This window comes from Streptococcus australis (assembly GCF_003943615.1).
In the GTDB taxonomy this organism is placed as follows: Bacteria; Bacillota; Bacilli; order Lactobacillales; family Streptococcaceae; genus Streptococcus; species Streptococcus australis_C.
This window is the reverse complement of the sequence record NZ_RJPZ01000006.1, coordinates 1-25315: the sequence shown is the minus strand read 5'-3', so window position 1 is coordinate 25315 and position 25315 is coordinate 1. Positions and strand designations below refer to the sequence as shown.

27 protein-coding genes and 1 other annotated feature are annotated in these 25315 nt (G+C 42.1%); of the genes, 6 read left to right on the top strand and 21 right to left on the bottom strand.

Features of this window, described 5'->3' with window-relative positions; genetic code table 11:
* Nucleotide 1: 1 nt before the first annotated feature.
* Nucleotides 2-1849 (bottom strand): translational GTPase TypA, encoded by a 1848-nt coding sequence (gene typA / locus D8785_RS07325; RefSeq protein ID WP_125374993.1) that lies wholly within the window; start codon nucleotides 1847-1849, stop codon nucleotides 2-4.
* Nucleotides 1850-2087: 238 nt separating this feature from the next.
* On the opposite strand from typA, the gene D8785_RS07320 reads away from it, so the two are divergent.
* On the top strand, nucleotides 2088-2813 hold the full coding sequence (locus tag D8785_RS07320) for a pseudouridine synthase (RefSeq protein WP_125374992.1): 726 nt from the start codon (nucleotides 2088-2090) through the stop codon (nucleotides 2811-2813).
* Between the two features lie 36 nt (nucleotides 2814-2849).
* On the opposite strand, the gene D8785_RS07315 is transcribed toward D8785_RS07320, so the two are convergent.
* The 3 genes from D8785_RS07315 to D8785_RS07305 all read right to left on the bottom strand — a co-directional run bounded on the left by D8785_RS07315 (nucleotide 2850) and on the right by D8785_RS07305 (nucleotide 4102).
* The gene (locus tag D8785_RS07315; protein ID WP_125375085.1) at nucleotides 2850-3194 is read right to left on the bottom strand and encodes a rhodanese-like domain-containing protein; all 345 of its coding nucleotides are present in this window, start codon (nucleotides 3192-3194) and stop codon (nucleotides 2850-2852) included.
* A gap of 38 nt (nucleotides 3195-3232) precedes the next feature.
* Nucleotides 3233-3451, bottom strand: a complete 219-nt coding sequence (locus D8785_RS07310; RefSeq protein ID WP_023022447.1) for a YqgQ family protein — start codon at nucleotides 3449-3451, stop codon at nucleotides 3233-3235.
* Nucleotides 3452-3574: 123 nt separating this feature from the next.
* Nucleotides 3575-4102 (bottom strand): Dps family protein, encoded by a 528-nt coding sequence (locus D8785_RS07305; protein ID WP_006596795.1) that lies wholly within the window; start codon nucleotides 4100-4102, stop codon nucleotides 3575-3577.
* Between the two features lie 153 nt (nucleotides 4103-4255).
* Between D8785_RS07305 and D8785_RS07300 the strand changes: the two genes are divergently transcribed.
* Nucleotides 4256-4915 (top strand): prepilin peptidase, encoded by a 660-nt coding sequence (locus D8785_RS07300; RefSeq protein ID WP_125374991.1) that lies wholly within the window; start codon nucleotides 4256-4258, stop codon nucleotides 4913-4915.
* Between the two features lie 6 nt (nucleotides 4916-4921).
* Here D8785_RS07300 and trpB read toward each other — a convergent pair whose 3' ends face one another.
* From trpB to rsmD, 13 genes are all read right to left on the bottom strand, one after another.
* The gene (gene trpB, locus D8785_RS07295; RefSeq protein WP_125374990.1) at nucleotides 4922-6109 is read right to left on the bottom strand and encodes a tryptophan synthase subunit beta; all 1188 of its coding nucleotides are present in this window, start codon (nucleotides 6107-6109) and stop codon (nucleotides 4922-4924) included.
* Nucleotides 6110-6230: 121 nt separating this feature from the next.
* Nucleotides 6231-6471, bottom strand: a binding site (T-box leader).
* 72 nt (nucleotides 6472-6543) lie between these two features.
* Complete coding sequence (locus D8785_RS07290; RefSeq protein WP_125374989.1) at nucleotides 6544-7074, bottom strand: VanZ family protein; 531 nt, start codon at nucleotides 7072-7074, stop codon at nucleotides 6544-6546.
* A complete protein-coding gene (gene rlmN / locus D8785_RS07285) occupies nucleotides 7055-8143 on the bottom strand; it encodes a dual-specificity RNA methyltransferase RlmN (protein WP_125374988.1) in 1089 nt (362 codons plus the stop codon). The genes D8785_RS07290 and rlmN overlap by 20 nt, the downstream gene beginning before the upstream one ends.
* Nucleotides 8144-8161: 18 nt before the next feature.
* A complete protein-coding gene (locus D8785_RS07280; RefSeq protein ID WP_125374987.1) occupies nucleotides 8162-8740 on the bottom strand; it encodes a YutD family protein in 579 nt (192 codons plus the stop codon).
* Nucleotides 8741-9325: 585 nt separating this feature from the next.
* Nucleotides 9326-11038: a cache domain-containing sensor histidine kinase gene (locus D8785_RS07275; RefSeq protein WP_125374986.1), complete on the bottom strand. Its 1713-nt coding sequence runs from the start codon at nucleotides 11036-11038 to the stop codon at nucleotides 9326-9328.
* On the bottom strand, nucleotides 11035-11769 hold the full coding sequence (locus tag D8785_RS07270) for a response regulator transcription factor (RefSeq protein WP_125374985.1): 735 nt from the start codon (nucleotides 11767-11769) through the stop codon (nucleotides 11035-11037). The genes D8785_RS07275 and D8785_RS07270 overlap by 4 nt, the downstream gene beginning before the upstream one ends.
* Nucleotides 11770-11827: 58 nt before the next feature.
* A complete protein-coding gene (gene msrB, locus D8785_RS07265; protein ID WP_125374984.1) occupies nucleotides 11828-12949 on the bottom strand; it encodes a peptide-methionine (R)-S-oxide reductase MsrB in 1122 nt (373 codons plus the stop codon).
* Between the two features lie 12 nt (nucleotides 12950-12961).
* Nucleotides 12962-13522: a TlpA family protein disulfide reductase gene (locus D8785_RS07260; protein ID WP_125374983.1), complete on the bottom strand. Its 561-nt coding sequence runs from the start codon at nucleotides 13520-13522 to the stop codon at nucleotides 12962-12964.
* 65 nt (nucleotides 13523-13587) lie between these two features.
* Nucleotides 13588-13893 carry a hypothetical protein gene (locus D8785_RS07255; RefSeq protein WP_125374982.1) on the bottom strand — a complete coding sequence of 102 codons (306 nt, stop codon included), beginning with the start codon at nucleotides 13891-13893 and terminating at the stop codon, nucleotides 13588-13590.
* A 26-nt stretch (nucleotides 13894-13919) separates the two neighbouring features.
* Entirely contained in the window at nucleotides 13920-14630 is a 711-nt protein-coding gene (gene ccdA2, locus D8785_RS07250) for a thiol-disulfide oxidoreductase-associated membrane protein CcdA2 (RefSeq protein WP_125374981.1), read from the bottom strand.
* Between the two features lie 313 nt (nucleotides 14631-14943).
* On the bottom strand, nucleotides 14944-16050 hold the full coding sequence (locus D8785_RS07240; protein WP_125374980.1) for a SepM family pheromone-processing serine protease: 1107 nt from the start codon (nucleotides 16048-16050) through the stop codon (nucleotides 14944-14946).
* A 5-nt stretch (nucleotides 16051-16055) separates the two neighbouring features.
* Nucleotides 16056-16529, bottom strand: a complete 474-nt coding sequence (gene coaD / locus D8785_RS07235) for a pantetheine-phosphate adenylyltransferase (RefSeq protein WP_125374979.1) — start codon at nucleotides 16527-16529, stop codon at nucleotides 16056-16058.
* Nucleotides 16519-17058 carry a 16S rRNA (guanine(966)-N(2))-methyltransferase RsmD gene (gene rsmD / locus D8785_RS07230; RefSeq protein WP_125374978.1) on the bottom strand — a complete coding sequence of 180 codons (540 nt, stop codon included), beginning with the start codon at nucleotides 17056-17058 and terminating at the stop codon, nucleotides 16519-16521. The genes coaD and rsmD overlap by 11 nt, the downstream gene beginning before the upstream one ends.
* Before the next feature lie 182 nt (nucleotides 17059-17240).
* Between rsmD and D8785_RS07225 the strand changes: the two genes are divergently transcribed.
* The 4 genes from D8785_RS07225 to D8785_RS07210 are packed head-to-tail and all read left to right on the top strand — an operon-like array spanning nucleotide 17241 to nucleotide 19987.
* Nucleotides 17241-17918 carry a helix-turn-helix domain-containing protein gene (locus D8785_RS07225; protein ID WP_125374977.1) on the top strand — a complete coding sequence of 226 codons (678 nt, stop codon included), beginning with the start codon at nucleotides 17241-17243 and terminating at the stop codon, nucleotides 17916-17918.
* A 2-nt stretch (nucleotides 17919-17920) separates the two neighbouring features.
* Nucleotides 17921-19333, top strand: a complete 1413-nt coding sequence (locus D8785_RS07220; RefSeq protein ID WP_125374976.1) for a Y-family DNA polymerase — start codon at nucleotides 17921-17923, stop codon at nucleotides 19331-19333.
* On the top strand, nucleotides 19330-19701 hold the full coding sequence (locus D8785_RS07215) for a hypothetical protein (RefSeq protein WP_125374975.1): 372 nt from the start codon (nucleotides 19330-19332) through the stop codon (nucleotides 19699-19701). The genes D8785_RS07220 and D8785_RS07215 overlap by 4 nt, the downstream gene beginning before the upstream one ends.
* On the top strand, nucleotides 19682-19987 hold the full coding sequence (locus D8785_RS07210) for a DUF5960 family protein (protein WP_123160002.1): 306 nt from the start codon (nucleotides 19682-19684) through the stop codon (nucleotides 19985-19987). Before D8785_RS07215 ends, D8785_RS07210 begins: the two co-directional genes overlap by 20 nt.
* A 17-nt stretch (nucleotides 19988-20004) precedes the next feature.
* On the opposite strand, the gene D8785_RS07205 is transcribed toward D8785_RS07210, so the two are convergent.
* The 4 genes from D8785_RS07205 to D8785_RS07190 form a co-directional block, all read right to left on the bottom strand.
* On the bottom strand, nucleotides 20005-21597 hold the full coding sequence (locus D8785_RS07205; protein WP_125374974.1) for a hypothetical protein: 1593 nt from the start codon (nucleotides 21595-21597) through the stop codon (nucleotides 20005-20007).
* A gap of 77 nt (nucleotides 21598-21674) precedes the next feature.
* Nucleotides 21675-22895, bottom strand: coding sequence for a DNA cytosine methyltransferase (dcm, locus tag D8785_RS07200; RefSeq protein WP_125374973.1), 1221 nt, complete (start codon nucleotides 22893-22895; stop codon nucleotides 21675-21677).
* Between the two features lie 26 nt (nucleotides 22896-22921).
* Nucleotides 22922-23785: a DNA adenine methylase gene (locus D8785_RS07195; RefSeq protein ID WP_125374972.1), complete on the bottom strand. Its 864-nt coding sequence runs from the start codon at nucleotides 23783-23785 to the stop codon at nucleotides 22922-22924.
* A 29-nt stretch (nucleotides 23786-23814) separates the two neighbouring features.
* A partial coding sequence (locus D8785_RS07190; RefSeq protein ID WP_125374971.1) for an AAA family ATPase occupies nucleotides 23815-25315 on the bottom strand: 1501 nt, incomplete at its 5' end.

The following is a 25315-nucleotide window of genomic DNA, read 5'->3' as shown; positions in this document are numbered from 1 at the left end:
CTTATTCAGCTGCAGCTGATTTTTTCTTTTTGTTTGCTTTTTCACGCTCTGCCTTGTTCAAGATTTGCTTACGCAAACGGATTGATTCAGGCGTTACTTCCATGTATTCATCGTCATTCAAGAACTCAAGTGATTCTTCAAGCGTTAAGATACGAGGAGTCTTGATAACCGCTGTTTGGTCCTTAGTAGCTGAACGAACGTTAGTCATTTGTTTAGCTTTCGTGATGTTTACGGTCAAGTCATTTTCACGAGAATTCTCACCGATAATCATTCCTTCGTAAACTTCAGTACCTGGGTTGACAAAGATCGTACCGCGTTCCTCAATCGACATGATCGAGTAAGTTGTTGCTTTACCAGCATCGATAGAAACGAGGGCACCACGGTGACGTCCACCGATTTCACCTGGAATCAATGGCAAGTATTGATCAAAAGTATGGTTCATGATTCCGTAACCACGAGTCATTGACAAGAACTCAGTTGAGTATCCAATCAAACCACGCGCAGGAACTAGGAAGACCAAACGAGTTTGCCCGTTTCCAGTTGCAATCATGTCCAACATTTCACCCTTACGTTCAGAGAGACTTTGGATAACAGATCCTTGGTATTCTTCTGGTGTGTCGATTTGCACACGCTCAAATGGCTCACATTTGACACCGTCAATCTCTTTTACGATAACTTCTGGACGAGATACTTGAAGCTCATAGCCCTCACGACGCATAGTTTCGATCAGGATTGACAAGTGCAATTCCCCACGTCCTGAAACAGTCCATTTATCTGGCGAGTCAGTTGGTTCTACACGAAGAGAAACGTCTGTTTGCAATTCTGCTTGAAGGCGCTCTTCAACCTTACGAGAAGTTACCCACTTACCTTCACGACCAGCAAATGGTGAGTTGTTGACCAAGAAGGTCATTTGAAGAGTTGGCTCATCGATGTGAAGAACTGGCAATGCCTCAACTGCGTCTGTAGGAGTAATCGTTTCACCAACGAAGATATCTTCCATACCTGAAACGGCAATCAAATCACCAGCTTTTGCTTCTTGGATTTCACGACGTTCCAAACCAAAGAAACCGAAGAGTTTTGTAACACGGAAGTTCTTGGTTGTACCGTCCAATTTAGAAAGGGTAACTTGGTCACCAACTTTTACTGTCCCACGGAAGACACGTCCAATACCAATACGACCTACGAAGTCATTATAGTCCAAGAGTGACACTTGGAATTGAAGGGGCTCATCTGAGTTATCAATCGGAGCTGGGATGTGGTCAATAATGGTATCAAAGATTGGCGCCATCGTCTTTTCTTGATCTGCTGGATCATCTGACAAGGAAGATGTTCCGTTGATAGCTGACGCATAAACGACTGGGAAATCAAGCTGGTCATCATCTGCACCAAGCTCGATGAAGAGTTCCAAGACTTCATCTACAACTTCTGCTGGACGAGCTGATGGTTTGTCGATTTTGTTAACGACAACGATTGGGACAAGATCTTGTTCCAAAGCTTTTTTCAATACGAAACGAGTCTGTGGCATAGTCCCTTCGTAAGCATCTACGACCAAAACAACTCCGTCAACCATTTTCATGATACGCTCAACTTCTCCACCGAAGTCCGCGTGTCCTGGCGTGTCCATGATATTAATACGAGTTCCGTTGTAGGCAACTGCTGTATTTTTAGCAAGGATTGTGATTCCACGCTCTTTTTCAATATCGTTTGAGTCCATTGCACGCTCAGCTAATTCAGTACGTGCATCAAGTGTTTCAGATTGTTTCAATAATTCGTCAACAAGGGTTGTTTTTCCGTGGTCGACGTGGGCGATAATCGCGATATTACGGATATCTTCTCTTAATTTTGTCATGATTTCCTCTACAGTATTCAAAAATTTATTTTCTAACTGAGCAATTATACCACAATTTTAAGCAAATGGCATAACTCAGACAAGTGTAAATGTTTTCATGCTTTCTTTCGGAAATCTTCTTTCTCATTCCCACTCCTAACCACTCTATTCATGAAAATCTTTCAATTCTTCAATCCCTTTTCTTCTCCCTTTTTCCGAATACTTGTGATTCTCTTCATTTCATGCTATTCTGTCTTCTATGAGACTAGATCAATTACTGGCCCACTACCAAATTCCTCGCAAAGAAATCAAACAGAGCCTGGCTAAAAGGCAGATTCTGGTCGACGGACTTGCTGCAACAAAATTATCCCAAAATGTAGATACAGGCCTCCAAGAAGTTCGCTGGAAAAATCGGGTCCTTACCGACTGTTCCCATCATTATTTTCTTCTCCACAAGCCCCAAGGGCTGGTGACAGCTACCAAGAATGCCCAGCATGCTACGGTACTTGACCTCCTTCGAGCAGAAGACCGAACACCCAATACTTATCCTATCGACCGGCTAGATCGGGATACCTCCGGTCTGCTCTTACTCACAGACAACGGACCTCTAGGTCTCCAACTCCTTCATCCCCGATACCATATCGAAAAAGAATACGCGGTAACAGTCAACGGCCCTCTCGAACCCGCTCATATCGATCGTTTTCAAGAAGGGATCACTTTTTTAGACGGGACCAGGTGTAAGCCAGCCAAACTCGAAATCCTTACCTCCAGTCCCAAAGAAAGCCAAGCACTGGTCACCCTATCTGAAGGGAAATTCCATCAGGTGAAAAAGATGTTTTTAGCCATTGGGGTTAAAGTCACTGCCTTAAAACGCGTTCGCTTTGGACCTTTTACCTTAGAAGATGGACTGAAAGAAGGCCAGTATCGTCCTCTCACATCACACGAATGTGAAGCAATTCGCTCTTTTCTAGAAGAAACCCGCTAAAAAACTCCAGAAGCTTATACTTCTGGAGTTTTGATCTTAGTTCGTTTTTACTTTTCCATCCCATGAATCCAAACCGTAAGACAAGATATAAATATCCTTATAACCCTGTTTTTTCAAGAAGAGGGCCGCATTGGTCACACGGGAACCACGACTGTTCTCATAGAGCAAGACAGGTTTATCTTTTCGAAGGGCACCCAGGCTCACTTTCAATTGGTTGGATGGAATGTTCCGAGCCCCTAAAATATGCTTAGCGTGGAATTCATTCGGATCACGCAAGTCCACTAATTGACCTTTGCGGATCAATTCTTCAAACTCTACATTGTCCACAATTTTTGCAGCACGACGGATACGGAAGTAATTGTAACCCATCCAGCCGAACATTGCTAAAACAATCAACCATACTAAAATATTTACTAAACTCACTTTTCTTTATCCTCTTCTAAATAACGTAATTCCTGTGCGTGTTCTCTGCGTAAGACAGCTTCTGCTTCTAGATAATCTAGCTTTTCCATCAGCCCAGCGTCATAGATCCTTTTCAATTCAATCTTCATCAATTCGATGTCGTAAAGCCGTTTTCCGACATAAATGATGATTCCAAATTTTTTCAGAAATTGTTGAACATCGTACAGGGTTTTCATGTGCTTATTCTATCAAATCTTTCAAGTATTTTCAAGTTAGCTCCTGTTTTATTTACAGGAAAAATCTCCTCCAAACAAAAACGAGCCTCCCAATCAAGGAAGGCTCATTTGTTTATTTTCAGATTACAAACCTGGTGCTTGACCTAATTCAGCGGCAATCATCCAGATATGTTTTTCCAATTCAGCTTTGGCACCAACAAAGATATCGTTGGTCACGTCATCTCCTTCAGCATCTGTGATATCCAAGGCTTTTTGATAAAGACTTACCAAATAGCGGAAGATAGAAAGGACACGTCCCAAATTTTCTTCCATAGAGCGTTCAAATGAACCTTTTTCTTCTTGGATATTGCTGTGTTCCAAGAACTCAACCATGCTAGCATATGGGGCACCACCCAAGGTAATCAAGCGTTCACTCACTTCATCAAGAGTCGCATCCAAGCTTTCCATGTACTCATCCATTTTTGGATGCCATACGAGGAAGCCACGACCACGCATATACCAGTGTACTTGGTGCAAGGCAATATGAGCGACATAAAGGTCTGCCACCACTTGATTCAAAACCGCTTTTGTATCGGTCAGACTCTTGCTTACTTCGCTGATGGTTGCAAATGTTGCTACGTCTTTTGCTGCTTCTTTTTTAATTGTTGTCATAAATAGTTTCTCCTTTTTTAGAATTATTCTAATTTAGTTATATTATAATCCTTCTAATTAAGAAATGCAAGAGAAAATGCTTAAATAAGAAAAGTTAGAAAATTATTTCATTTCTAATCGTCATTAGTCATCTTTTTTACGAATATTATAAGTATGATCAACTTCTATTTTTTTACAGTCGGCGCCTGTATCGCCTCCTTTTTAGGTCTTGTGATTGACCGCTTTCCAGAAAGCTCCATCATTCGTCCAAGGAGTCATTGCGACTACTGTCAGCAGACCTTAAGACCTCTGGACCTGATTCCTATTCTTTCGCAATGTCTTTTTCGATTCCATTGCCGTTACTGCCAGAGCCCCCTTCCTTATTGGTATGCCCTTTTTGAAGCCTGGAGTGGCCTCCTTTTTTTGCTGTGCTATCAGGGGATTCTTCCCATCCCTCATCTGCTCCTTCTTCTTGGCAGTTGCGTTTTGGCCATCTATGATTTGCGCTCCATGGAGTATCCGCTCCTCCTCTGGCTAGTACTTCACGCTCTTTGCCTGTTTTTCACCAGCCCTACCCTCTTGATGGGAGTCTTTCTCTTCTTAGGAGTCCTATCAGCTGTTTACTCCATCGGCATTGGCGCAGGGGATTTTCTCTTACTGGCTACTTTTTCTTTGACCCTCTCAGCTGTCCAAGTCCTCTTAGTCATGCAAGGGGCTTCCCTCATTGGTCTCCTGGCCTTCCTCTTTAAAAAAGAAAAAGACCGGATTCCTTTTGTTCCCTGTCTTTTTCTGAGTTATCATGCTTTACTGTTTTTTACAATTTTTAGCAGATAAGATTTCTTATTTTGCAGCTTTCGCTTCCAGATAATCTGCAATCGCAGCTACGTCCTTATCTCCACGTCCAGAAACATTGATGATGATAATCTTGTCTTTATCCAATTGTGGAGCACGTTTGACAGCTTCTGCAATCGCATGTGAACTTTCAATAGCTGGGAGGATTCCTTCTGTCTTACTGAGGAGGAGAAGAGCTTGAACTGCTTCATCATCTGTCGCCGCCACATATTCGACACGACCAGAATCTTTAAAGAAGGCATGCTCTGGTCCAACCCCTGGGTAATCCAAACCGGCAGAAATCGAGTACACTGGTGCTACTTTTCCATCTTCGCCAAAGACAGCATAGGTCTTCATTCCATCGACAACTCCTACAGTCCCCTTGGTCATGGTCGCTGCGTGCTGATCTGTATCCAAGCCATGTCCTGCCGCTTCAACACCGACCAATTTGACTTCCTCATCGCCTACATATTGGGAGAAGGCACCAATGGCATTGGATCCACCACCGACACAGGCAATGACATAGTCTGGCAAACGACCTTCTTTTTCTAAGATTTGGCGTTTTGATTCTTCACTGATGACTTTTTGGAATTCATGCACAATGGTTGGATAAGGGTGAGGGCCAACAGCAGAACCCAAGACATAAAAAGCATCCAGATCCGCCATCCATGCTCCAAAAGCAGCATCTACGGCATCTTTCAAGGTCTTCGTACCTGTTTCAACGGCATGAACAGTTGCCCCCATCATTTCCATGCGGAAGACATTGAGACGTTGGCGTTCAACGTCTTCTGCCCCCATGTAGACATCACATGCCATGCCGAACTTAGCTGCCGCAGCTGCTGTAGCTACACCATGTTGACCGGCTCCTGTTTCAGCAATCACGCGGTTTTTGCCCATGCGCTTAGCCAAGAGAATTTGCCCCAAGACGTTATTCAATTTATGCGAACCTAGGTGATTCAGGTCTTCACGTTTCAAATAAATTTTCGCCCCACCTAAATGCTCTGTCAAACTTTCTGCAAAGTAGAGCGGTGTTTCCCGTCCAGAATAATCTTTCAGATAATGCTTGTATTCTGCGATAAATTCTGGGTCATTTTTGTACTGTTCAAAGGTTGCCTCTAATTGATCGAGCAAGTTTTGAATAGGTTCTGGTACGAAAGACCCACCAAATTGTCCGAAATAGCCTTTTGTTTCTGTCATGATTGTGTCCTCTTTTCTATATCTTCAATTCTGTTTATGATCTTTTTCTCTCTCTGGTCCTTTGAGCTGCAGTCTCACAGGGTCCTTTTGAGATACAAAAAACCTCACACAGAAAAATCTGTGTGAGGACGATTCGATACCGCGGTGCCACCTCTATTGTAGGAAGACATTCTTTCTCCTACATCTCTGACCTGTCTAGCAACAGGCTGCACGATAAGGTGTGCTCACCGAATTTTTATTGTTTCAAATTCATCATCATAAACGCATCAGCCCATTTCAAGATCCACCACTGCTTGTTCACAATGACCACAAGCTCCCTGGAAGTGAGAAAAATCTCTACTTTTCTGATGTCTTGTAGCTATTATAGCTTCCTACCTATCGTTTGTCAACCCAAAATTTGAAATCATCTTCAATCGTTCGGATTTTGTACAAAACTAAGATGGCTTGTCCTTACTCATAGAAGCTTGTAGCCATTTAAAACACAGATAGGCTAGGTAACCTCCCAGGGTATTGGTCCATAGATCATCTATCTCAAACACCCGATTGAAATCAAATAAGAGGTCTAGGACAATCTGACTGAGCTCGATCCACAAACTCATCCCCAGACTAAAGCAAAGGACCCGTTTCCGAGTACCTAACCAAGGGCAGAGCCAAAGCAGTTGAAAGACCAAAGGGAATAAAAGAAAGATGTTGGCTATATTTTGTACAAGCACCTTGATCAGCTGGACCAGACTGGTCACTTGACCTAGGTTGATGAGGGAATTAAAGGGAATCAGCAATACGACTACTCGCCCAAAATGTTGGATACCAGGTGTTTCCATTCCTGATTCAGGCCGTTGGGGGAGAAAACACATGAGACAGAGCAGAACAAAATAGAAGAAACTGCCACCTAGTAGCAGTTGTCTTCCTTTATTTGTTAATTGCCCTTGTTCTATCAGCCCGTTGTTACGGTTGAATTTGTTCAACAATGGCTTTCTCCCGGTCTCTTTTCATCGTATTAGAACGCAATTGACCACAAGCTGCATCGATATCCGTACCATGCTCTTGACGAACCACGCAGTTGACTCCGTTTTTCTTCAAGGTGTCATAAAAGGCCATCACGCGCTCTCTTGGGCTCCGACTATATTGGTCATGCTCACTAACTGGGTTGTAAGGAATCAAGTTGACATAAGATAGCTTCTTGATCTTTTTAAGGAGTTCTGCCAATTCCAAGGCTTGCTCCACCCCATCATTGACTTCATTGAGCATGATGTACTCGAAGGTTACCCGACGGTTGGTCGTTTCGATATAGTACTCAATCGCCGCAAATAATTTCTCGATTGGGAAAGCGCGGTTGATTTTCATGATGCTGGAACGCAAGTCATTGTTGGGAGCATGAAGTGATACTGCCAAGTTGACCTGAACACCTTCATTAGCAAAATCACGAATCTTATGAGCCAAGCCAGAAGTTGAAACGGTAATGTGGCGGGCACCGATAGCCAGTCCCTTGTCATCATTGACCGTACGGACAAAGCTCAAGACATTCTTGTAGTTATCAAAGGGCTCACCAATTCCCATCACAACGATATGGCTGACACGCTCGTCTTGACCACGTTCGTCAAAGTACTTTTGAACCAGCATGATTTGGGCAACGATTTCCCCACTGTTCAAGTCGCGTTGTTTCTTGATCAAACCAGATGCACAGAAGGTACAGCCGATGTTGCACCCTACCTGAGTGGTGACACAGACTGACAAGCCATAATGTTGGCGCATCAAAACTGTCTCGATCAACATGCCATCTGGCAATTCAAAGAGGTATTTGACAGTCCCATCTGCTGATTCTTGCACGATCCGTTGTTTCAAAGGATTGATCACGAACTGATCATTCAATATTTCGATCAAGCTCTTAGATAGGTTGGTCATTTCTTCAAATGACTGGACACGTTTCCGATAGAGCCATTCCCATATTTGGGTTGCTCGGAATTTCTTTTCACCATGTTCTTCTGCCCACTCGATCAGTTCTTGTCGAGTCAGGCCATAAATTGAAGGTTTCATCTTATCTCTTTTCTCTCTTTACTTTTGACGGATGACAAAGTGGCGTTCTTGCTCACCCTGTGCATCTTTTTTTCTAGACCGCTGACGGTTCTTTTTCTTTGGTTGAGAAGTCTTTTGTTTTTGCTCTTGTTCACGTTCTCGTTGCTGATTTTTAGAACGATTTCGGCGATTTTGACGACCGCCACGCTTAGCAGATCGATTGCCCTCTTCCTGTTGCTTCGGAGAAGATTTCTTGTCAAAGGATGCTCTACGGGGTTCTGCATTTTCTAGGACAAAATAAGCACAGCCATAGCTACAGTATTCTAATAAATAATCTTCCAGGCGGCTAATTTTCTCTGCATCTGTGACCGGACGATCATCTTTATAGAAGCCACGTAGACGCAGCTGTTCATTGCTCCAATCACCGACAATATAATCAAATTTGGTTAAAACCTCTGAAAAACGCTGACCAAAGACCGTCGCATCAAAGGCTTCATTTTGGTTCTCAACCAGCTCAAATGTCAATTGTTCTGCTAGCACTTGATTGCCGACCAGATGAAATTCCGGTCCAGGATATTTATTATAATTAAATAATTCAGGGGATATTTCTTTGCGCATAGCCTTCCTTTATTCATACCTTTAGTTGTAACACTTTATTTTATCATAAATCCCTATCTTTAGATAGAATTTCAACGGAAAAGAGAGATTCTGTAAAAAGTCTGACGATTTAATTTACCTCTTCTTCCTATCTCATCAGAAAAGCAGACTTTAGAATGTAGACAAATTTTTTACAGAAAATAACTAGGCGATTCTTCAAAAAAAGGATTCTATTTTTTGAGTCATTTAAGCGGATCTAAAACTTTCCGCTGTGAGAAAAGTGCCTGAAACCTAATTGTTTCAGGCACTCGGGAGTTTTGAGACCCTAGGCTCAAAACTAAGTCATGAAACTTCGTAGAAGTTCGCTGACGTCCGTACTCACCTAAGGAAAGTTTTTTAGAAGACTCTATTTTCATTTTGAACGTAAAAAGGAGGCTGGGACAAAAGTCCTAGCCTCTCAATTATCTTTGGATTGTCGAGCAAGACGCTGTGGTTGAGTGGGCTCTACTACGCTGATTTCATCAGCTTTTACATCCCTACTCAACTGTGCGGAGGTGAGACGACGAAATCGAATTCTAACGATTTACCGATTTCTGTCTCACTCTCCTATGAATGTTCATCACGTGATGTGAGGGGCAAATAAAGAGTGATTTTCGTATAGCTATTAGCCTTAGAATCAATCTGCATATGATAGCTAGCCCCAAACTGTAGCCGCAAGCGTTGATCCACATTTTTCAAACCAACACCTCCTAGTCGAAGAAGAGTTTGGTCTGTCGACTCAGACAAAGCAAAGCCTCGTCCATTATCATAAATCGTCAGGACCACTTGTTCTTCTTTGATTTCCGAAGTGACTCGTATCATGCCCGGCCGATCCATCTCCTTGATGCCATGATAGATGGCATTCTCCACTAAGGGTTGTAGGACCAGTTTAGGAAGCTGATAGTCTCCCAACCTTCCCTCTTCTAAAATTTCATAATTCAACTTATCCCCATAGCGTTGTTTCTGAATGAAGAGATACTGGCGCACATGGTCTATTTCATCCTGAAGACTAATTTGTTCTTGTCCTTGATTGAGAGCAAGGCGGAAATATTTGGCTAGGGACTTAGTCAGGTCAACCACGCGCTGACCATCATTAAACTCAGCCATCCAGACAATGGTATCCAAGGTATTATAGAGGAAATGAGGATTAATCTGGGCTGAAAGAGCTCGCAGTTCATAGCGTCGTGCATTTTGTTCCTCTTCTTTAACCAATTGCATAAGGTTTTCAATTTGATCCAACATACGGTTGAAGGCTTGAGCAAGATCTACCAATTCAGGTGATCCCTTAGTAGTCGCCCGCAAGTGGGAATCACCAGCTCCTATTTTCAGAATGACGGCCTGCAAATCTTGTAGGGGTTTGATCCATAAGCGCAGAATGAACCAGATTCCCAGCCAGCACATGATGAGGACGAGAGCTCCTAAACCTATAAAGGAATAGAGCATTTGCGATTGAAGCATCTGTAGACCTTCCAGAGAAGCCACTCCAATTAAGGTCCAATCACTCTCTGGTATAGCAATTTGGTAGACAAAGTTCTGCCCCTTTTGGGCATAGCCATCCTTGACAGCAATATAGGGTTGCATGGCCTGCATTTCCTGACTGGAAGAATAGACTGTCTTTTTAGGATGGTAGACAAATTCATGCTTCTGATTGATGATGAAACTAAAGCCTTTTTTGCCCAGTTGGAGATGATCCAGATAAGCTTCTAGGCTCTGATAGCCAATATCTAAGCGCAAAACTCCTAGATTTTGACCAGAAGCATCCACCACTTCCTGGGTGATAGAAATCACCCACTTGTCCTTCTCTGAAGACAAGGATTCCTTTCGGGCTGGCGTCAAGACAGGGATGGCCCTCTTCTTGATAGCCTCCTGATACCAGCTTTCGTTCATCATATCCGATGAGGTCTGCATGCTAATTTGAGAATCCGTAGCAACAAGGCGTCCATCCTTAGTTACTAAGACAGCCGAAACCAGATCTGGGTCTGTCTCAATAATGGTTCGCATCAGACTTTGAACGGCTTCTGGGCTCTCCTCCTTGTCTTGAGCAAACTGACGAACGGTCTCTTCTTTACTGAGGATCGAGGTGGTCTGCTTCAATTTTTTCAGATAGGAGGTGATAAACTGACTACTCTGGTCGATACTATTGCGGGTTGTTCGCTCCGTCAGTTGGCCAATGGTTGCTGAGCTAGTTTGATAGTATAGACTACCGACTAAACCCAAGAGCAAAAGAATGAAGACAAATACATAGACAATCAGCTGAATCAGCAAAGGGTATCGTTTCATTCATACTCTCCTTTTTTGTATTGTCTTGGGGTTACACCGACTACTTGTTTAAAGCGTTGAGAAAAATAGTTCATATCTTCAAAACCAACCTGGTCTGCAATCTCATAAATCTTGAGATCAGTCGTCAAGAGTAAAAGTTTGGCCTTCTTCATCCGTTCTTGGATCAAGTATTCTTGAAAAGGAAGTCCCAATGTTTTCTTGATTAGGACACTCAGATAAGAGGGACTAAAACCCAGTTGAAGAGCCAAGTCCTTAAGGGTTAATTGGGAATCCGCTAAGCGGGAATGAATAGCCTCTTCCAACTCTGTCGAATGCCCCTGATCCACCAAGGTTTCAACCTGGGCTTTCTTTCCTTCCTCGTCTAGCTTATTCTTGACTTTCCCCAGCATCTCTTCAATATCTGCTTTTGAAAAGGGCTTGAGGAGATAGTCATCTGCTCCGAGTCGAATGGCTTTCCGAGCAAACTCAAAATCATCATAGCCTGTTAGAAAGATGATATGGCAGGACGGAGCTTTCTCTCGGACTAGTTGGGCCAAATCTAAGCCATTCAACTGTGGCATATTGATATCAGTCAAGAGAAGATCAGCCGGTTGTGCTTGAAATTTTTCCCAAGCTATTCGCCCATTTTCCGCTTGGTCAATGACCTTCATCCCAAACTGTTCATAATTCACTAGAGAAGTAAGTCCCTGCCGAACCAGCTCTTCGTCTTCTACAATCATGATTGAATACATGTGTTTCACCTACTTATCCTTGTTATACTCATTATATCAAAGTAGGTCGCAAAAAGTCTCAGACATAGTCCAACAAATAGCCGTAGCCCTTTTCTACCATCTCTGCTTTAGGAATGAATTTAATTGACAAACTATTGATACAGTAGCGAAGGCCACCTTTTTCCTTAGGTCCATCAGTAAAGACGTGGCCTAGATGGGAATTTCCTACTCGACTCCGAACCTCTGTCCGAGTCATATTGAAACTCTTATCTTCCTTGTAGGTTGCCACATCGGGACTGATCGGCCGGCTAAAGCTTGGCCAACCACAACCGGAATCAAATTTATCTTTTGAGGAGAAGAGGGGCTCTCCTGTTACGACATCCACATAGATGCCCGCTTCAAACTTATCCCAATAGCGGTTAGAAAAAGCACGCTCTGTATCATTCTCTTGCGTCACTGCATATTCTTCGGGCGATAACTTCTTCTTGATCTCTTCATCGCTTGGTTTTGGATAACGACTAGCGTCAATAACCGGATAAGAAGCTTGATTCACATCAATGTGACAATAGCCATTCGGATGTTTCTGTAGATAGTCCTGATGGTAGTCTTCCGCCTTGATATAATTAGCAAGTTCTTCTTTTTCTACAGCCAAAGGCTTATCATATTTCTTTGCCACTTCTTCAAATACTTGGTTTATGGTTGGCAAATCTGCTTGATCGGTGTAATAAACTCCTGTCCGATATTGACTGCCCTGATCATTTCCCTGACGGTTTTTTGATGTTGGATCAATAATCCGGAAATAGTGTAGAAGCAGTTCTTTCAAGGAAACCTTCTTGACATTATAGGTGATATGTACCGTTTCGGCATGCCCTGTTTGGTTGACCAGTTCATACTTGGTAGTATCCCCTTTTCCATTGGCATAACCTGATTCGGCATCAATGACACCTGGAACACGGGAAAAATACTCTTCCACACCCCAGAAGCAACCACCAGCTAGATAGATTTCTCGTTGGTCTTCAGGATTGACTTTTTCTTCCTTCTTTTTGTTTGCTACTGGTGTCTGACTCATGGACGCTTTTTTGATCTGCTCAGTCGTCGCATCTGATGTATCCAAGGCCATGGATCCTTTGATAAGGAAAAAGAGTCCAAAACAAAGCAGGCCCACTAAAAGAACGGAAATGAGTTTCCATTTTGTTTCCATTTTATGTCCTCCTTACTTCATTTCTTTTAGAGTCTGGACGATGTCTTCCTTACTCATATAGCCGATATGGGTCTTGGCGAGAGTTCCATCGCTCGCAATAAAGAGAGCAGATGGATAAGAGCGAATCCCGTACTCTTTGAGCAAGTCGCCCTTACTATCCATCAAGACTGGGAAATCTTTGTAGTCCAAAGCCTGGTACCAATTTTTAAAGTCATCGGCTGATTTTTCCCCATTAAATGTCGGAGCGACAACAGTTAGAACTACATAATCTTTACCCTCCTCTGCCTTTGCTAAATCATTTGTGTCACCTAATGTTGAAAGACAGATTGAGCACCAGGAAGCCCAAAACTTGAGATAGACTTTCTTCCCTTTGTAATCTGATAAGCGGTAGGTCTTGCCGTCTACTCCTTGCAGGCTAAAATCCAGAACCTTCTTGCCAGCTTGCTCTGAACCTCCCGTTTTGGCTGTCTGCTTAGTCTCGCTTTTATTGGATGACTCCATCCCCTGGGCGGAGCAGGCCCCTAACAATCCTACACAGAAAAGTCCTGTCGCTATTAAGGCCATTTTTTTCATGTCTTCCTCCTCTCTAAATTGGGAGAAAGTCGCCCAAGCAGACGACCTCCTCTTCCTATTGTCCTTTATTGGTCTGATTTCATGTCAGATGAGTCACTCATGTCGTCCTTCATCTCTGAATCGCTCGATTTCATCTTATCTTCTTTCATGTTGTCTTTCATTTCAGAACTGCTGTCAGACATCATAGATGAATCTTTCATATCGTCTTTTTTCATTTTATCATCGGACATGGACGAATCCTTCATATCGTCCTTCTTCATCATACTACTATCGTCCGTTTTTTTCATATCTGAATCAGATTTTTTTCCAGAACAAGCTGCTAAAGTGACAAGGCTAAGCGTAGCAATGGTAAGTGTAAGAATTTTTTTCATGATTTTTCTCCTTTAATCATTCAAGATTAGTGAAACAGGGATGCTAGGCTGTTGAGATTACCCAGCATCAGCAAGATGCCCATCAAGACGATGAGAGCACCACCGATTTTTTTCAAGGTCCCCATATGAGGCTTGAGTTTGGCAAAGCGTTGCAAGACCCAGCCTGAAGCCAGGGCCAAGAGTAAGAAGGGAAGAGCTAAGCCCAAGGTGTAAACCAGCATGAAGAGCGCTCCTTGTAGAGCACCATTTCCTCCAGAAGCCGCAAGCGCTAAAACCGAGCTTAATACAGGTCCGACACAAGGAGTCCAGCCAAAACTAAAGGTCACTCCAATTAGAAAGGCATTGAAGAATTCGTTGCGTTTTTCGTCCTTCTTCAGTTGGATACTCTTTTGTTTTTGGAGTTGCCGAAGATTGATGAGGCCCATCTGATGGATTCCCAATAAGATGACAATCCCTCCTAGTAGGTAACGGAACCAGGGAGCATAGAGTACCTGACCAAGGGCCCCTGCACCATAACCTAGGATGAGAAATACGGTTGATAGACCAGCAATAAAACAGAGGGTCTTGACCAAACCATACCAAGAAATATCTCTTCCAAAAATACGCACCGTTTTTTCATGCTCAGAATCTAATAAGATCCCTACATAGACGGGCATCAACGGTAAAATACACGGAGAGAAAAAAGATAGAATCCCCGCTAAGAACACTGAAATGGAAAACAAACTATTTTCAATCATTCCAACTACCTCCCTTACTTTCTGACACTAGTATAAAGAAAAAATCTCTCTAAAAATAGAGAGATTGATATGCAAAAACTTGAATTTGATTGGGAGATGAATATCCCTATCTACCAATATCGAGGCTGGGACAAAAGTCCTAGCCTCGATATTGTCTTTGGATTGTCGAGCAAGACGCAGTGGTTGAGTGGGCTCTACTACGCTGATTTCATCAGTTTTTACAGCCCTACTCAACTGTGCGGAGGTGGGACGACGAAATCGAATTCTAACGAATGACCGATTTCTGTCCCACTCTCTTTTCGAGCAAGCTACTTTAATTCTTTTTCAAATAATCAATAGCATCCTGCAAGGTTTTGACAGGTACAATTTTCATCTTGGTCTTAATTTTTTTAGCTGTTTCTACCGCTTCGTCGTAGTTGCTCTTGGCATTAGGATTGTTCTTTTTAACTTCCTCTGTCACCGGATTATCAGGGGCAAAGAAGATTTCAGCACCAGCGCGATCTGCCGCCACAACTTTCTTATCCACTCCACCGATATCTCCGACAGTTCCATCATGGTTAATGGTCCCTGTCCCCGCGATATGGCGTCCCTTACGAAGGTCTGGGTCCGCTACTTGGGTATAGATAGACAGACTAAACATCATCCCGGCACTTGGGCCACCGATGCCAGCTGTCGCAAACTCAATTGGCACGTCGCTCTTCACCTCTGTTCGGTCAATCAAGCTAATCCCAATCCCATTCTTGCCATTGACCAGCTTAATAATCTTTCCTTCAGCTGTCTTAGTCTGGCCATCTTCTGTGTAGGTCACTGAGACCTTGTCCCCAATTTTTTGGGAACCAACATACTCGATGAGTTCTTTTGAGCTCTTGAAGGTTTTGTCATTCACAGCCGTAACCGTGTCCGCAATATTTAGAACGCCCTTGAAAGTAGAGTCTTCTGCTACTTGCATGACATAAACACCTAAGAATTCCATCTCTGTCTCTTTACCAGCAGTTTTTAATCCTTGGTATTTGGCAGTATTTTGAGAGGTTTCCATATAAAATTGATTGATACGGAAAAATTCCTCACTGGAACTGCCACCAGTCATTTCTTGTTCAGAGTGGATATCTGTAAAAGGAGTCACCCAGGCATAGACTATATCCGAGAAGGTCGCTTGCTTGACGGCAACAGTGACAAAATCATACGAACCAGATGCTTCATCATTTTTTTGGTTGACGCGCATCACTTGGCGAATATCTTCTGAACTCCCGGGCATTTCCAGATAATAGGGCAGGGGAACAAAGAAAGCTAGCAAGGCCAGAATCAGAAGCAAGGTCCCAATAATCGGCCAGCGATAGGTTCTCCACACACTATCTTTTTTGCGTACAGGTTCAAATGGGCTTTCTGGTAACTGAGCCCTTTGTTTCTCAAATTCATTCATTCCTTTTATTTCATCTCCTTTATAACACTCTCTGGGACATAGGCACTGACATCTTGCTGGAAGGTCAGCAACTCGCGGATTCTCGTCGAGCTCAAGGCCTGGTACTGGGGCTGGGCACAGAGATAGATGGTCTCAAGCTCTGGAGCCAGCTGGTGATTGAAGTAGTCCATGTTGCTTTCATAGAGGAAATCTTGGCTATTTCGCAGGCCTCGAACCAAGCTCGTCACTCCATACCGTCTAGCCACTTCTACTGCCAACTCTGCCTCTGAGGTGATGACTCTTACATTGGACAAATGAGCCACAGCCTCTGTCACCATGGCCTCTCTTTGCTCAATGGTAAAATAGCCCTTCTTCTCATGATTAAAGAAGATGCCTACATACAAGTGATCAAACAAGCGACTAGCTCGCTCTATCAAATCCAAGTGTCCCAAGGTCATTGGGTCAAATGAACCTGTAAATAATCCGATTTTATCTGACATAAACCGTCACCTTACTAATTCCGTAGATTTTTTCTTTCCAGATTCCTAGACAAGCAATCTCCTCAGGCAAATCCACTGCCTTGTCTGTCTCACAGACGACCATGACCTCTTCTCCCAGCAAGTCTCGTTCAGCCAAGGTTTCAATATCGGCTACGATCTGCTCCTTAGCATAGGGAGGATCTAATAAAACAAGGTCAAAGGTCCCCTGCAATTGGCCGAGAGCTTGGTGAGCCTCCATCTTCAGCAATTGAAATTTGTGACTTTCCTTGGTCATTTGAATATTGCTGGCAATAATTGCTTGAGCCCTGCGGTCTTTCTCGACCAAGACAGCCTGCTCCATCCCACGAGATACCGCTTCGATGGACAAGCCGCCTGAGCCTGCATATAAATCCAAGACCCGCCCCCCATCAAAATAAGGACCGATCATATTAAACATAGCCCCTCTCACCTTATCTGAAGTGGGCCTCGTTGTCTTTCCTTCAAGCGTCTTAAGAGGACGCCCTCCATAGGTACCTGATACAATCTTCATAGAGATTATTATATCAAAATTTGGATAAAAGATACAAAAACACCTACTCTCTCCAGTCTGAGATCTGCTGAACCACATCCCTTTCGTTGCCAAAGAAAAATCCTCTCACTTTTCTCTTGAAGTTCGAATTTATTTTTGCTATACTATACGTAACTTTTAAAACGTTACATAGGAGAATGCAGATGTTTGATGCAAAAAAATTAAAAGACAGGCGACTGGAGCTCGGTCTAACCCAAGCCCAGGTCTACGAATCCTTAGAGATTAGTCGCAAGACCTACTCTAGTTGGGAGAATGGCTTAGCAGAGCCACACGATAAAAATCTCAGGAGGTTGGCCAAGCGCCTCTCCGTTAAAGAGGACTACTTTGTCGACAAGAGCTCAGCGCTTTTCACCTACCCTTTATTAACCCCACCCCATCAAAAAAAGGTCGATCTCTTGGCTAGCCAACTCTTAGCAGAGCAAGAGAAGGTGGTCTCTTTGGTCCCTTACCGTGTCCTCTCTATCGACTTGGCAGCTGGACATGGTCATACCTTTTATGACAATGAGACCGACTACGAGACCGTTTATTTTGACCAAGAGATCCAACACGACTTTGCCTCTTGGGTCTCTGGAGATTCTATGGAACCAAGCTATCCAAACGGTTCCGTTGCCTTGATGAAACAGACAGGATTTGACTATGATGGAGCGGTCTACGCCCTTATGTGGAACGGGAATACCTATATCAAAAAAGTCTATCGGGAAGAGGAGGGCCTCCGCCTAGAGTCTATCAACCCAGCCTATGATGACCTCTTTGCACCCTACGAAGATGAACCAAAAATCGTCGGTATCGTGGTCGGCCACTTCCTCCCTCTGGAGGTCTAGACATGCTTTTTGATTATTCACGTGAGCCAAGGTCTGATATTGCTTTTGTGGATATGAAAAGTTTCTATGCCAGTTGTGAATGCGTCCGCCTCGGCCTCAATCCCTTGACGACTTCTCTTTGTGTCATGAGTCGGAGCGACAATTCTGCTGGCCTTATCTTAGCCAGTTCCCCCGTTTTTAAGCAAGTCTTTGGAAAGAAAAATGTCGGGCGTAGCTACGATCTGCCCTTTGATCTCAAGACGAGGAAATTCAATTACTACCTGGCCCGTAAGCAAGGCCTACCTACAGATCCAGCCTTTGTCCACTACATCGAAAGTTGGGCCAAGCGCACCTTTATCGTGCCCCCTCGCATGAATGCCTATATCCAGGTCAACATGGAAATCCAACAAGTCTTTCAAGAATTTGCTGCTCCAGATGACATCTATCCCTATTCCATCGATGAGGGCTTTATCGATTTGACCAGCTCTCTCAACTACTTTATTCCCGATCCCCAGCTAGACCGACGCTCCAAGCTGGACCTCCTTTCTGCTCGGATCCAAAAACGCATTTGGCAAAAAACTGGGATCTATGCTACTGTCGGGATGAGCAATGCCAATCCCCTACTGGCCAAACTGGCTCTGGACAACGAAGCCAAGCACCAGAAAACCATGCGGGCTAACTGGTCTTATGAAGACGTCCCCAATCGAGTCTGGCAGATAAAAAAACTGACCGATTTTTGGGGGATCGGCCAGCGAACAGAAAAACGCCTGAACAAACTAGGTATTCACTCCATCTATGAACTAGCCCAGGCCAATCCAGACCAGCTCAAAAAAGAATTTGGAGTCATGGGCGTCCAGCTCTGGTTTCATGCCCATGGGATCGATGAAAGCAATGTCCATCGCCCCTATCGACCAAAGTCTCACGGTCTAGGAAATTCGCAAATCCTTCCCCATGACTACCACTGCCAAAGCGATATTGAACTGGTCTTTCGAGAGATGGCTGAGCAAGTCGCTATCCGCTTGCGTCGGGAAAAGAAAAAGACACAATTGGTCTCCATCCACGCCAGCTACTCCAAACAGGAACAGCTTCCCTCCATCCACTGCCAGCGAAAGATTGAGCCGACAAACTCTACCGCTCAATTAGCCAAGGAAGTCATCCAGCTCTTTCGCTCCCACTACCAGGGAGGAGCCATCCGGCAGATCGGTGTCTTTTATGGGAAGCTCGTAGAAGAGAGCTTCCAGCTGATCTCCCTATTTGATGACCCTGAGCAAACCCAAAGAGAAGAAGCCCTCCAAGAGACCATTGACCATATCCGTGACCGATTTGGCTTTGCTTCTCTACAGAAGGGATCTGCCCTATTAGAAAATTCGCGCGCTCTAGCTCGAAGCAAACTGACCGGAGGCCACTCTGCAGGAGGTTTAGATGGCTTAGCATGATTGATCGTTCTTATCTCCCCTATCAGTCGGCACGCGACTTCCAAGACCGGGGCATGGCCAAGTGGGCCGGCTTCTTCCTCTCTGAGCATTCGACGGCCTTACAAACAAACCAGCTCTCTCTCGAAGAGCTTCGCCTCCTCTCAAACCAAGAAATCCGTCACCTCCTCGAGCAAGCCTACCAGCAAGAGACCTCCCTCTCCCTCTCTACCCTCCAGGACAATCAAGTCGCCGTCTACTACGGCCAGGTCTATACCTTAAGCCCTTCCGAAGTCCTCATAAAAAATGGCCAGCACTACCACTCTCTCCTTCTTTCGACTATTTTTTCTATTGAACCAGGAGATTCTAGCTATGAAACCAGCCCTGAATAAACACGAACTCCAATTCGATTATTTTTCAGACAATTACCAGCAGTTCGAGCACGATTTTTACCGATTGGCAACGACTGCGACCCCCTTGGTCTTTTTAGAAGATGACCTGCTGAGATCCATGTCGACAGGCCAGCGCAACTATTTCAGACTCCACCACACCCAGAGTCGCGACCACCGTGACCACTACTTTCACTTTCGCGTATCCACCCATCCCCAATCCCCACTGACACGGATTTATACCTACCTAGGCCACAGTCCTACCACAGAATACAAAGCAACCTCCTAGAAAACTAGGAGGTTCTTTTATCGTGTGGATGAAGAGGATTTTGCAACCCAACCAATCGCATCTGCAGGAGGATTGTCCACATCGATCCAGATGAATTCCATACCAATTTCACCGTTTTTGAATTTGGAAAGACGGATACCATTGATTTCTAGCTGTGATAATTTCTTACCCGTTAAGATCTCTCTGTCTTTTAACTGAAAGACCCCACGAAGAATCCAATTTCCAAGGATTTCTTGCTTATCAGTTGATTGAATGGCCTTCCCAGCTTCTTGGTTGATATAGGCAGTAATCACATCACCTGATGATAAAAATCGTAGCTTAAAGGTCCGTTCTTCTTTTGGGAGGGCAAGTTTACTCGTACCTGGCTCAAACCTTCCAATCCCTTTACCAAAAAAGTCTGGACGCTCCTCATGGAAATGTTTGGAGTCTGGAAGAGGGATATACACTTCACTGACTGGACGATACACTAGCTGTTCAATTTCTTTGATTAGTTTTTCATTCCCCGTCTCGTGTACAAAGTGAATCAAGTCCTCGCGAATAGACTTCATCTGAGCTTTTTCTTCCTTGGTAGACCATTTTTTCAAGAGGATTTCTTCCAAAGAAAAGGTCACAAAAGCTAGTTCTTCTGGAGCGAGACTGTCTTTAAATTTGTCCTGAATCTTTAAAATCCGTGGCAAGCGATCCTTCTTAGCCAACTTTGAACCACCATTAAAAGCATTAAAGCCAGAATTTTCTTCTACATTTCCATGCTTATCTGTGATCACCCACGACACCGTCTCGAGAATCTCCGAATCACTTTTTTCTGAGGTCAATAAGTGAAGGTTTTCAAAGAGATAAAAGGGATCCTCAACATAATTCACATCCCAAGTATCAACCACAATCTCCCTATTCCTAAAGGTCATATGGAGCTGACTATCTGCAGCCGTGTATTTGTAGTCATGCTGGCCGTCCGTAAAACGGAAATTTGTCGGATTGTTCTTGGTCGTTGAGCCAAGAATTTTGAGATTGTCTAAATCAACCGGCAGATAAGTTGTCTCTCCTACATGGATCTGCGGTTTGTGACCTTTCGAGGTCGGCATCAAGACATGATAGACGGCTTCTACATGACTAGAATCAGAATGAAATCCCTTAATGAGAGCTTTAGATGATTCAATCCGTTGATTTCGCAAAGACGCAATCTCACGGGCCAGTTTTTCATAGCGAGCTTGATTTTCTTTATCAGCTGTTTCCTTGTCCGGTGAAATAGCAGCCTGAAATCGAATTTCACTCAACAACTCGTTCCAAGACTGTGAATCTTTCTTGAACTGAGCAATTTTTTGATCCCCTGAGTCCAAACCAAAGGATTTAATCCCAACCAAATACTTATGTTGCTCATCAACGACAACCGAAGCATCATAAGAAGTATTAGCAATATCCTCACCAACTGCATGAAAAGCTTTTTGGAAAACAGTCTCTTGGAATTTTGAATTAACAATCGGAGCAACATAGCTTTCTCGATCATCAGAATCTTCACCCTCTGCTTTTTGAGAAAAGGCCTCACTTAGACTAGCAAAGTTGGTAATGAGAGTCTTGTATTTTTCCTTTTGTTCTTGTTTTAGGTATTCCCACATCATTCAATCCTCACTTCTTATTTAAGTATATCAAAAGAAGACTAGATTTTCACTAGTCCTCTTACTTATATAATTCGTTAAATAATGCTGTAAAATTCAAAATTTCCACGTTTTTTTACCAATCTGAAATAATCTTCATCCGATAAAATAGCAAGACCATCCTCATAGGAGGCAATCTTCTTCTCTGCTTCCTCATAAGTGGAGACAAAATCTTTCACATAAGACTGGCCTTCAAACTGACCATTCATCTTGGTATAGATTATCGCGAATTTTCCGGAGCGATCCAGTTGAGACGACCCATTGCTCTCATTAAGGGCAAAAGCAATCCGCTCTGCAATGCGTTTAATCACGGGCACAACTACACTGTTTCCAGCTTGTTTGTAGAGTTGACCATTGGAAACCCCCTCAGGCAACTTAAAGGACTTTGGATAACCTTGTACATTGAAGGTCTCCTTTGGTGTTAATTTACGAATCTCCCCACTATCTGTCAGGATAAGAGGGACATTATGCCCACCTGTTCCCATATTAGCTGTTAAAGTAGGAACAACCCCATTTTTATTCTCACGAACGTATTGACGACGCCACTGATAGACCGTGTCTTGACTAGTCACGTTGGCCTTTAGGTCAGCGAAGAAACTCTGCTTGCCTTCTCGATAATAGTAAGCCTCATCAGGCTTGGCACCAAAATCAATAACATCAGCCAAGGTCGTTGTCAGTTTGATTTCCTCTGGAAACTCAAACAAGTCGTAGGCTTCTTTAGTATCAAAACCAACGATGTAGATCCGCTCACGGTTTTGAGGGATATTTCCGTAGTCTTTTCCGTTGAGAACCTTCCACTTGATAAAGTAGTTGTTCTCAGTCAAGGCTTCACGAATAACCTTGAAGGTATTGCCATGGTCATGACCGACCATGTTCTTGACGTTTTCGATGAAAATAGCGCGAGGTTTGCATCCCTCAATCATGCGAAGTAATTCGAAGAAAAGATCGCCACGATCATCATCAAAGCCCTTGCGATAACCCGCAATACTAAAGGCTTGGCAAGGAAAACCTCCCATAATCACATCCACGCGCTCAGCCGGAATATCCTCTGGATGAACATCGTGAATATCACGACCATCCAAATAGGTATCTGGATGGTTTAATTGATAAGTCTGACGCGCATACTTATCAAATTCATTGGCATACACCACTCTGAACTCGTTGGTCTGTTCAAATCCCAACTCAATTCCCCCAACACCTGAGAAGAAAGCTGCAATGTTGTACTTCTCAGGTCGGTTCGAACTTACAGAATTTGTCATGTAGTAACCTGCTTTCTATTTTATAACTATTCTACTATATTTAAATAAATCTCATCATTTACTTTTTTTAAATAATTTGAATAAAAAATGTATTCAATTCCTTTGCCAGGTCTCGCAACTGAATAATTAAGGTAATACATTTTATTTGAGTAATCTTGATACATTCTAAATATTTCGTCCGAAAGATCATAGGTTAAAATCCAATTCTTATATTTCATACTACTTTTTATTATTTCAGAAAGTGACAAATGATCCTCATGATTATAAAAATTTGTATATAATCCTGGTCCTTTTTTATAGTATGGTGGATCAAAAAATGTAAATGAATCTTTCGTTTTACTTATGTTTCTTCTAATAAAAACTTCAGCATCAAGATTGTATAATTTAATTCTTGATTTAAAGCTTGCAATTTTTTTAATTTTTTTGATTAATTCTACTTTATTAAATCTACAATCCAGTTTATAATTCCCTTCTTGTGATTTTCCTCCAATAACCCCTGCTTTTAAAATTCCAGATCTATTTGTTCTGTTTAAAAATAATGTTGCAAATCCTAATTCCAAAATAGAGTTCGAATTTGATTTCTTTTCATATATATTTTTTTGAATGTACCATTCCTCCATAGTTATCGGAGTTTCTTCGATTTTCTTAACCAATTCATCAGTGTAATTTAGTACTGAATACCAAAAAGAATAAATAGCCTTATCAAAATCATTAATCATAATTTTTTGAACATCATTATTGAATAGTAACTTTAATGCAACACCAGCACCACCAGCATATGGTTCAATGTATGTTTTGCAATTATTTACTTTTATTAGTTCTTTAACCAAAAGATATAATTTTGTTTTTCCACCAGGATAACGTAACGGTGTGACTATACTTTGAGCCATTTTAATCCTTTCTTTATGGAGTTATATAGTTAATAGTTTTTTGATTTTTCTCTTTGAAGTAGAATATTAATTTGGGAATAGACTTTTAGACAAAAATCATTCAACTCATCAATTATATTTTCTTCCATTAGATAATTAAATAACTGTGTATCTGTAATAAACTTTTGTAATTCTTGTAATCGTTCTAATGATCTTATATCATCATTTTTTGTATCGTCTTTAATATTAATTTGATTTAAGATTTCATTTATCCTACTTTTTGTATATAATCGCGATTCCTCTCTATCTTCCAAATCTTTCCAAAACTTATTATAATTTTCATTATCAACAATCGTTTTAACTACATAGTATATGAATGATTCGGGAGCCAAAAATGTCGGAAGGGCAATGACATTTTGGGGTAACTCATTGGTCTTAACTCCCTTTATCAACTTTTTATCTTCAGTTATATATGGATATAATAAATTCTTAGAGTTTGTCTTTGTATCTCCGTCAACTATAATTAACACATCCTTAAAATGTGAATCATATTCTGGTAATTTTAACAATTGCTTACAGCCTAAATGAATAGGGATAACTTTATAAATATCAGATTTAGTATCAGGATGCAATCTTTTATACGCTTCAATCAATTCGTTAAAAAGAAATTCTGTCATATCGTCTTCACAGTATATTTTTACATATGGACGATAAGGTGTCATTTTATCAAACATATCAGATTTGATATCAGCATAATATTCAATTGAACTTAATCTCGGAAGTTCTGGGTCCACAAAATATACAAGACGATAATCTTTAGGTGAACGATTTTGTTTTTTAATAATTTTCTTTAAAATTGTCAAGGAATGAGTGGTAACAAAAATCTGTAATTCTAATTCCTCACTTAGTCTATCCAGTAAATCAAAAAGTCTCAATTGAGCATTAGGATGCAAAGAGGCGTCTATTTCATCGATACATAAAATTCCGCCGTTATAATTTTCTGTTCTTTGTTTGTGTAGATAAAAGTCTACTAACGCAGAAACAATATATCCAATATTATCTTGCCCAACAGACTGAGTTTCTGGTAACGTCTTGTTTAAAGGCATATGTATTATTGTTCGATTTTTATCAATATCTTTAGTGATATTGATTACTTCTTTTTCTGATATAGAGTCGGGCAGTATTTCATTATACCACTTTTTATACATCTCGTATGCATCAGAAGTTATAATTATATTATTACTCCGGACATTTTTTTTACTCACTAATGTTTCACCTATAGGGAAAAGCCTCGATAAACTAATAAAAATAGAAGGTAGCGGGATCCTTTGATCCCCCCCGATATAAAAAGTATCTTTTGTTTCTTTTTTTACTTTACTTAACTTTTGGTCGGGAGTGAAATAATTTGTAGCTCTAGGTATTAACCTAATTCCACGTTCTTCTTTTGTATCATCTTTATAAGAATGTCTTTTTTGAATAAACGAGTCAATATCAGTATTGATTACGGTTAAATAAGATGTATAGTCGTCATATTCTTCCTCCTCAGGAAAA

What these genes read in the sequence shown, in the direction of transcription:
- rsmD (WP_125374978.1), bottom strand. Translation starts at nt 17,058, where the DNA reads ATGAAGATTGTATCAGGTACCTATGGAGGGCGTCCTCTTAAGACGCTT.
- typA (WP_125374993.1), bottom strand. Translation starts at nt 1,849, where the DNA reads ATGACAAAATTAAGAGAAGATATCCGTAATATCGCGATTATCGCCCAC.
- rlmN (WP_125374988.1), bottom strand. Translation starts at nt 8,143, where the DNA reads ATGAAACCTTCAATTTATGGCCTGACTCGACAAGAACTGATCGAGTGG.
- D8785_RS07195 (WP_125374972.1), bottom strand. Translation starts at nt 23,785, where the DNA reads ATGGCTCAAAGTATAGTCACACCGTTACGTTATCCTGGTGGAAAAACA.
- D8785_RS07260 (WP_125374983.1), bottom strand. Translation starts at nt 13,522, where the DNA reads ATGAAAAAAATGGCCTTAATAGCGACAGGACTTTTCTGTGTAGGATTG.
- D8785_RS07215 (WP_125374975.1), top strand. Translation starts at nt 19,330, where the DNA reads ATGATTGATCGTTCTTATCTCCCCTATCAGTCGGCACGCGACTTCCAA.
- D8785_RS07320 (WP_125374992.1), top strand. Translation starts at nt 2,088, where the DNA reads ATGAGACTAGATCAATTACTGGCCCACTACCAAATTCCTCGCAAAGAA.
- D8785_RS07315 (WP_125375085.1), bottom strand. Translation starts at nt 3,194, where the DNA reads ATGTTCGGCTGGATGGGTTACAATTACTTCCGTATCCGTCGTGCTGCA.
- D8785_RS07310 (WP_023022447.1), bottom strand. Translation starts at nt 3,451, where the DNA reads ATGAAAACCCTGTACGATGTTCAACAATTTCTGAAAAAATTTGGAATC.
- D8785_RS07300 (WP_125374991.1), top strand. Translation starts at nt 4,256, where the DNA reads ATGATCAACTTCTATTTTTTTACAGTCGGCGCCTGTATCGCCTCCTTT.
- trpB (WP_125374990.1), bottom strand. Translation starts at nt 6,109, where the DNA reads ATGACAGAAACAAAAGGCTATTTCGGACAATTTGGTGGGTCTTTCGTA.
- D8785_RS07270 (WP_125374985.1), bottom strand. Translation starts at nt 11,769, where the DNA reads ATGTATTCAATCATGATTGTAGAAGACGAAGAGCTGGTTCGGCAGGGA.
- D8785_RS07205 (WP_125374974.1), bottom strand. Translation starts at nt 21,597, where the DNA reads ATGTGGGAATACCTAAAACAAGAACAAAAGGAAAAATACAAGACTCTC.
- D8785_RS07240 (WP_125374980.1), bottom strand. Translation starts at nt 16,050, where the DNA reads ATGAATGAATTTGAGAAACAAAGGGCTCAGTTACCAGAAAGCCCATTT.
- coaD (WP_125374979.1), bottom strand. Translation starts at nt 16,529, where the DNA reads ATGTCAGATAAAATCGGATTATTTACAGGTTCATTTGACCCAATGACC.
- D8785_RS07225 (WP_125374977.1), top strand. Translation starts at nt 17,241, where the DNA reads ATGTTTGATGCAAAAAAATTAAAAGACAGGCGACTGGAGCTCGGTCTA.
- D8785_RS07220 (WP_125374976.1), top strand. Translation starts at nt 17,921, where the DNA reads ATGCTTTTTGATTATTCACGTGAGCCAAGGTCTGATATTGCTTTTGTG.
- D8785_RS07280 (WP_125374987.1), bottom strand. Translation starts at nt 8,740, where the DNA reads ATGCGCAAAGAAATATCCCCTGAATTATTTAATTATAATAAATATCCT.
- msrB (WP_125374984.1), bottom strand. Translation starts at nt 12,949, where the DNA reads ATGGAAACAAAATGGAAACTCATTTCCGTTCTTTTAGTGGGCCTGCTT.
- D8785_RS07255 (WP_125374982.1), bottom strand. Translation starts at nt 13,893, where the DNA reads ATGAAAAAAATTCTTACACTTACCATTGCTACGCTTAGCCTTGTCACT.
- D8785_RS07275 (WP_125374986.1), bottom strand. Translation starts at nt 11,038, where the DNA reads ATGAAACGATACCCTTTGCTGATTCAGCTGATTGTCTATGTATTTGTC.
- ccdA2 (WP_125374981.1), bottom strand. Translation starts at nt 14,630, where the DNA reads ATGATTGAAAATAGTTTGTTTTCCATTTCAGTGTTCTTAGCGGGGATT.
- D8785_RS07210 (WP_123160002.1), top strand. Translation starts at nt 19,682, where the DNA reads ATGAAACCAGCCCTGAATAAACACGAACTCCAATTCGATTATTTTTCA.
- dcm (WP_125374973.1), bottom strand. Translation starts at nt 22,895, where the DNA reads ATGACAAATTCTGTAAGTTCGAACCGACCTGAGAAGTACAACATTGCA.
- D8785_RS07305 (WP_006596795.1), bottom strand. Translation starts at nt 4,102, where the DNA reads ATGACAACAATTAAAAAAGAAGCAGCAAAAGACGTAGCAACATTTGCA.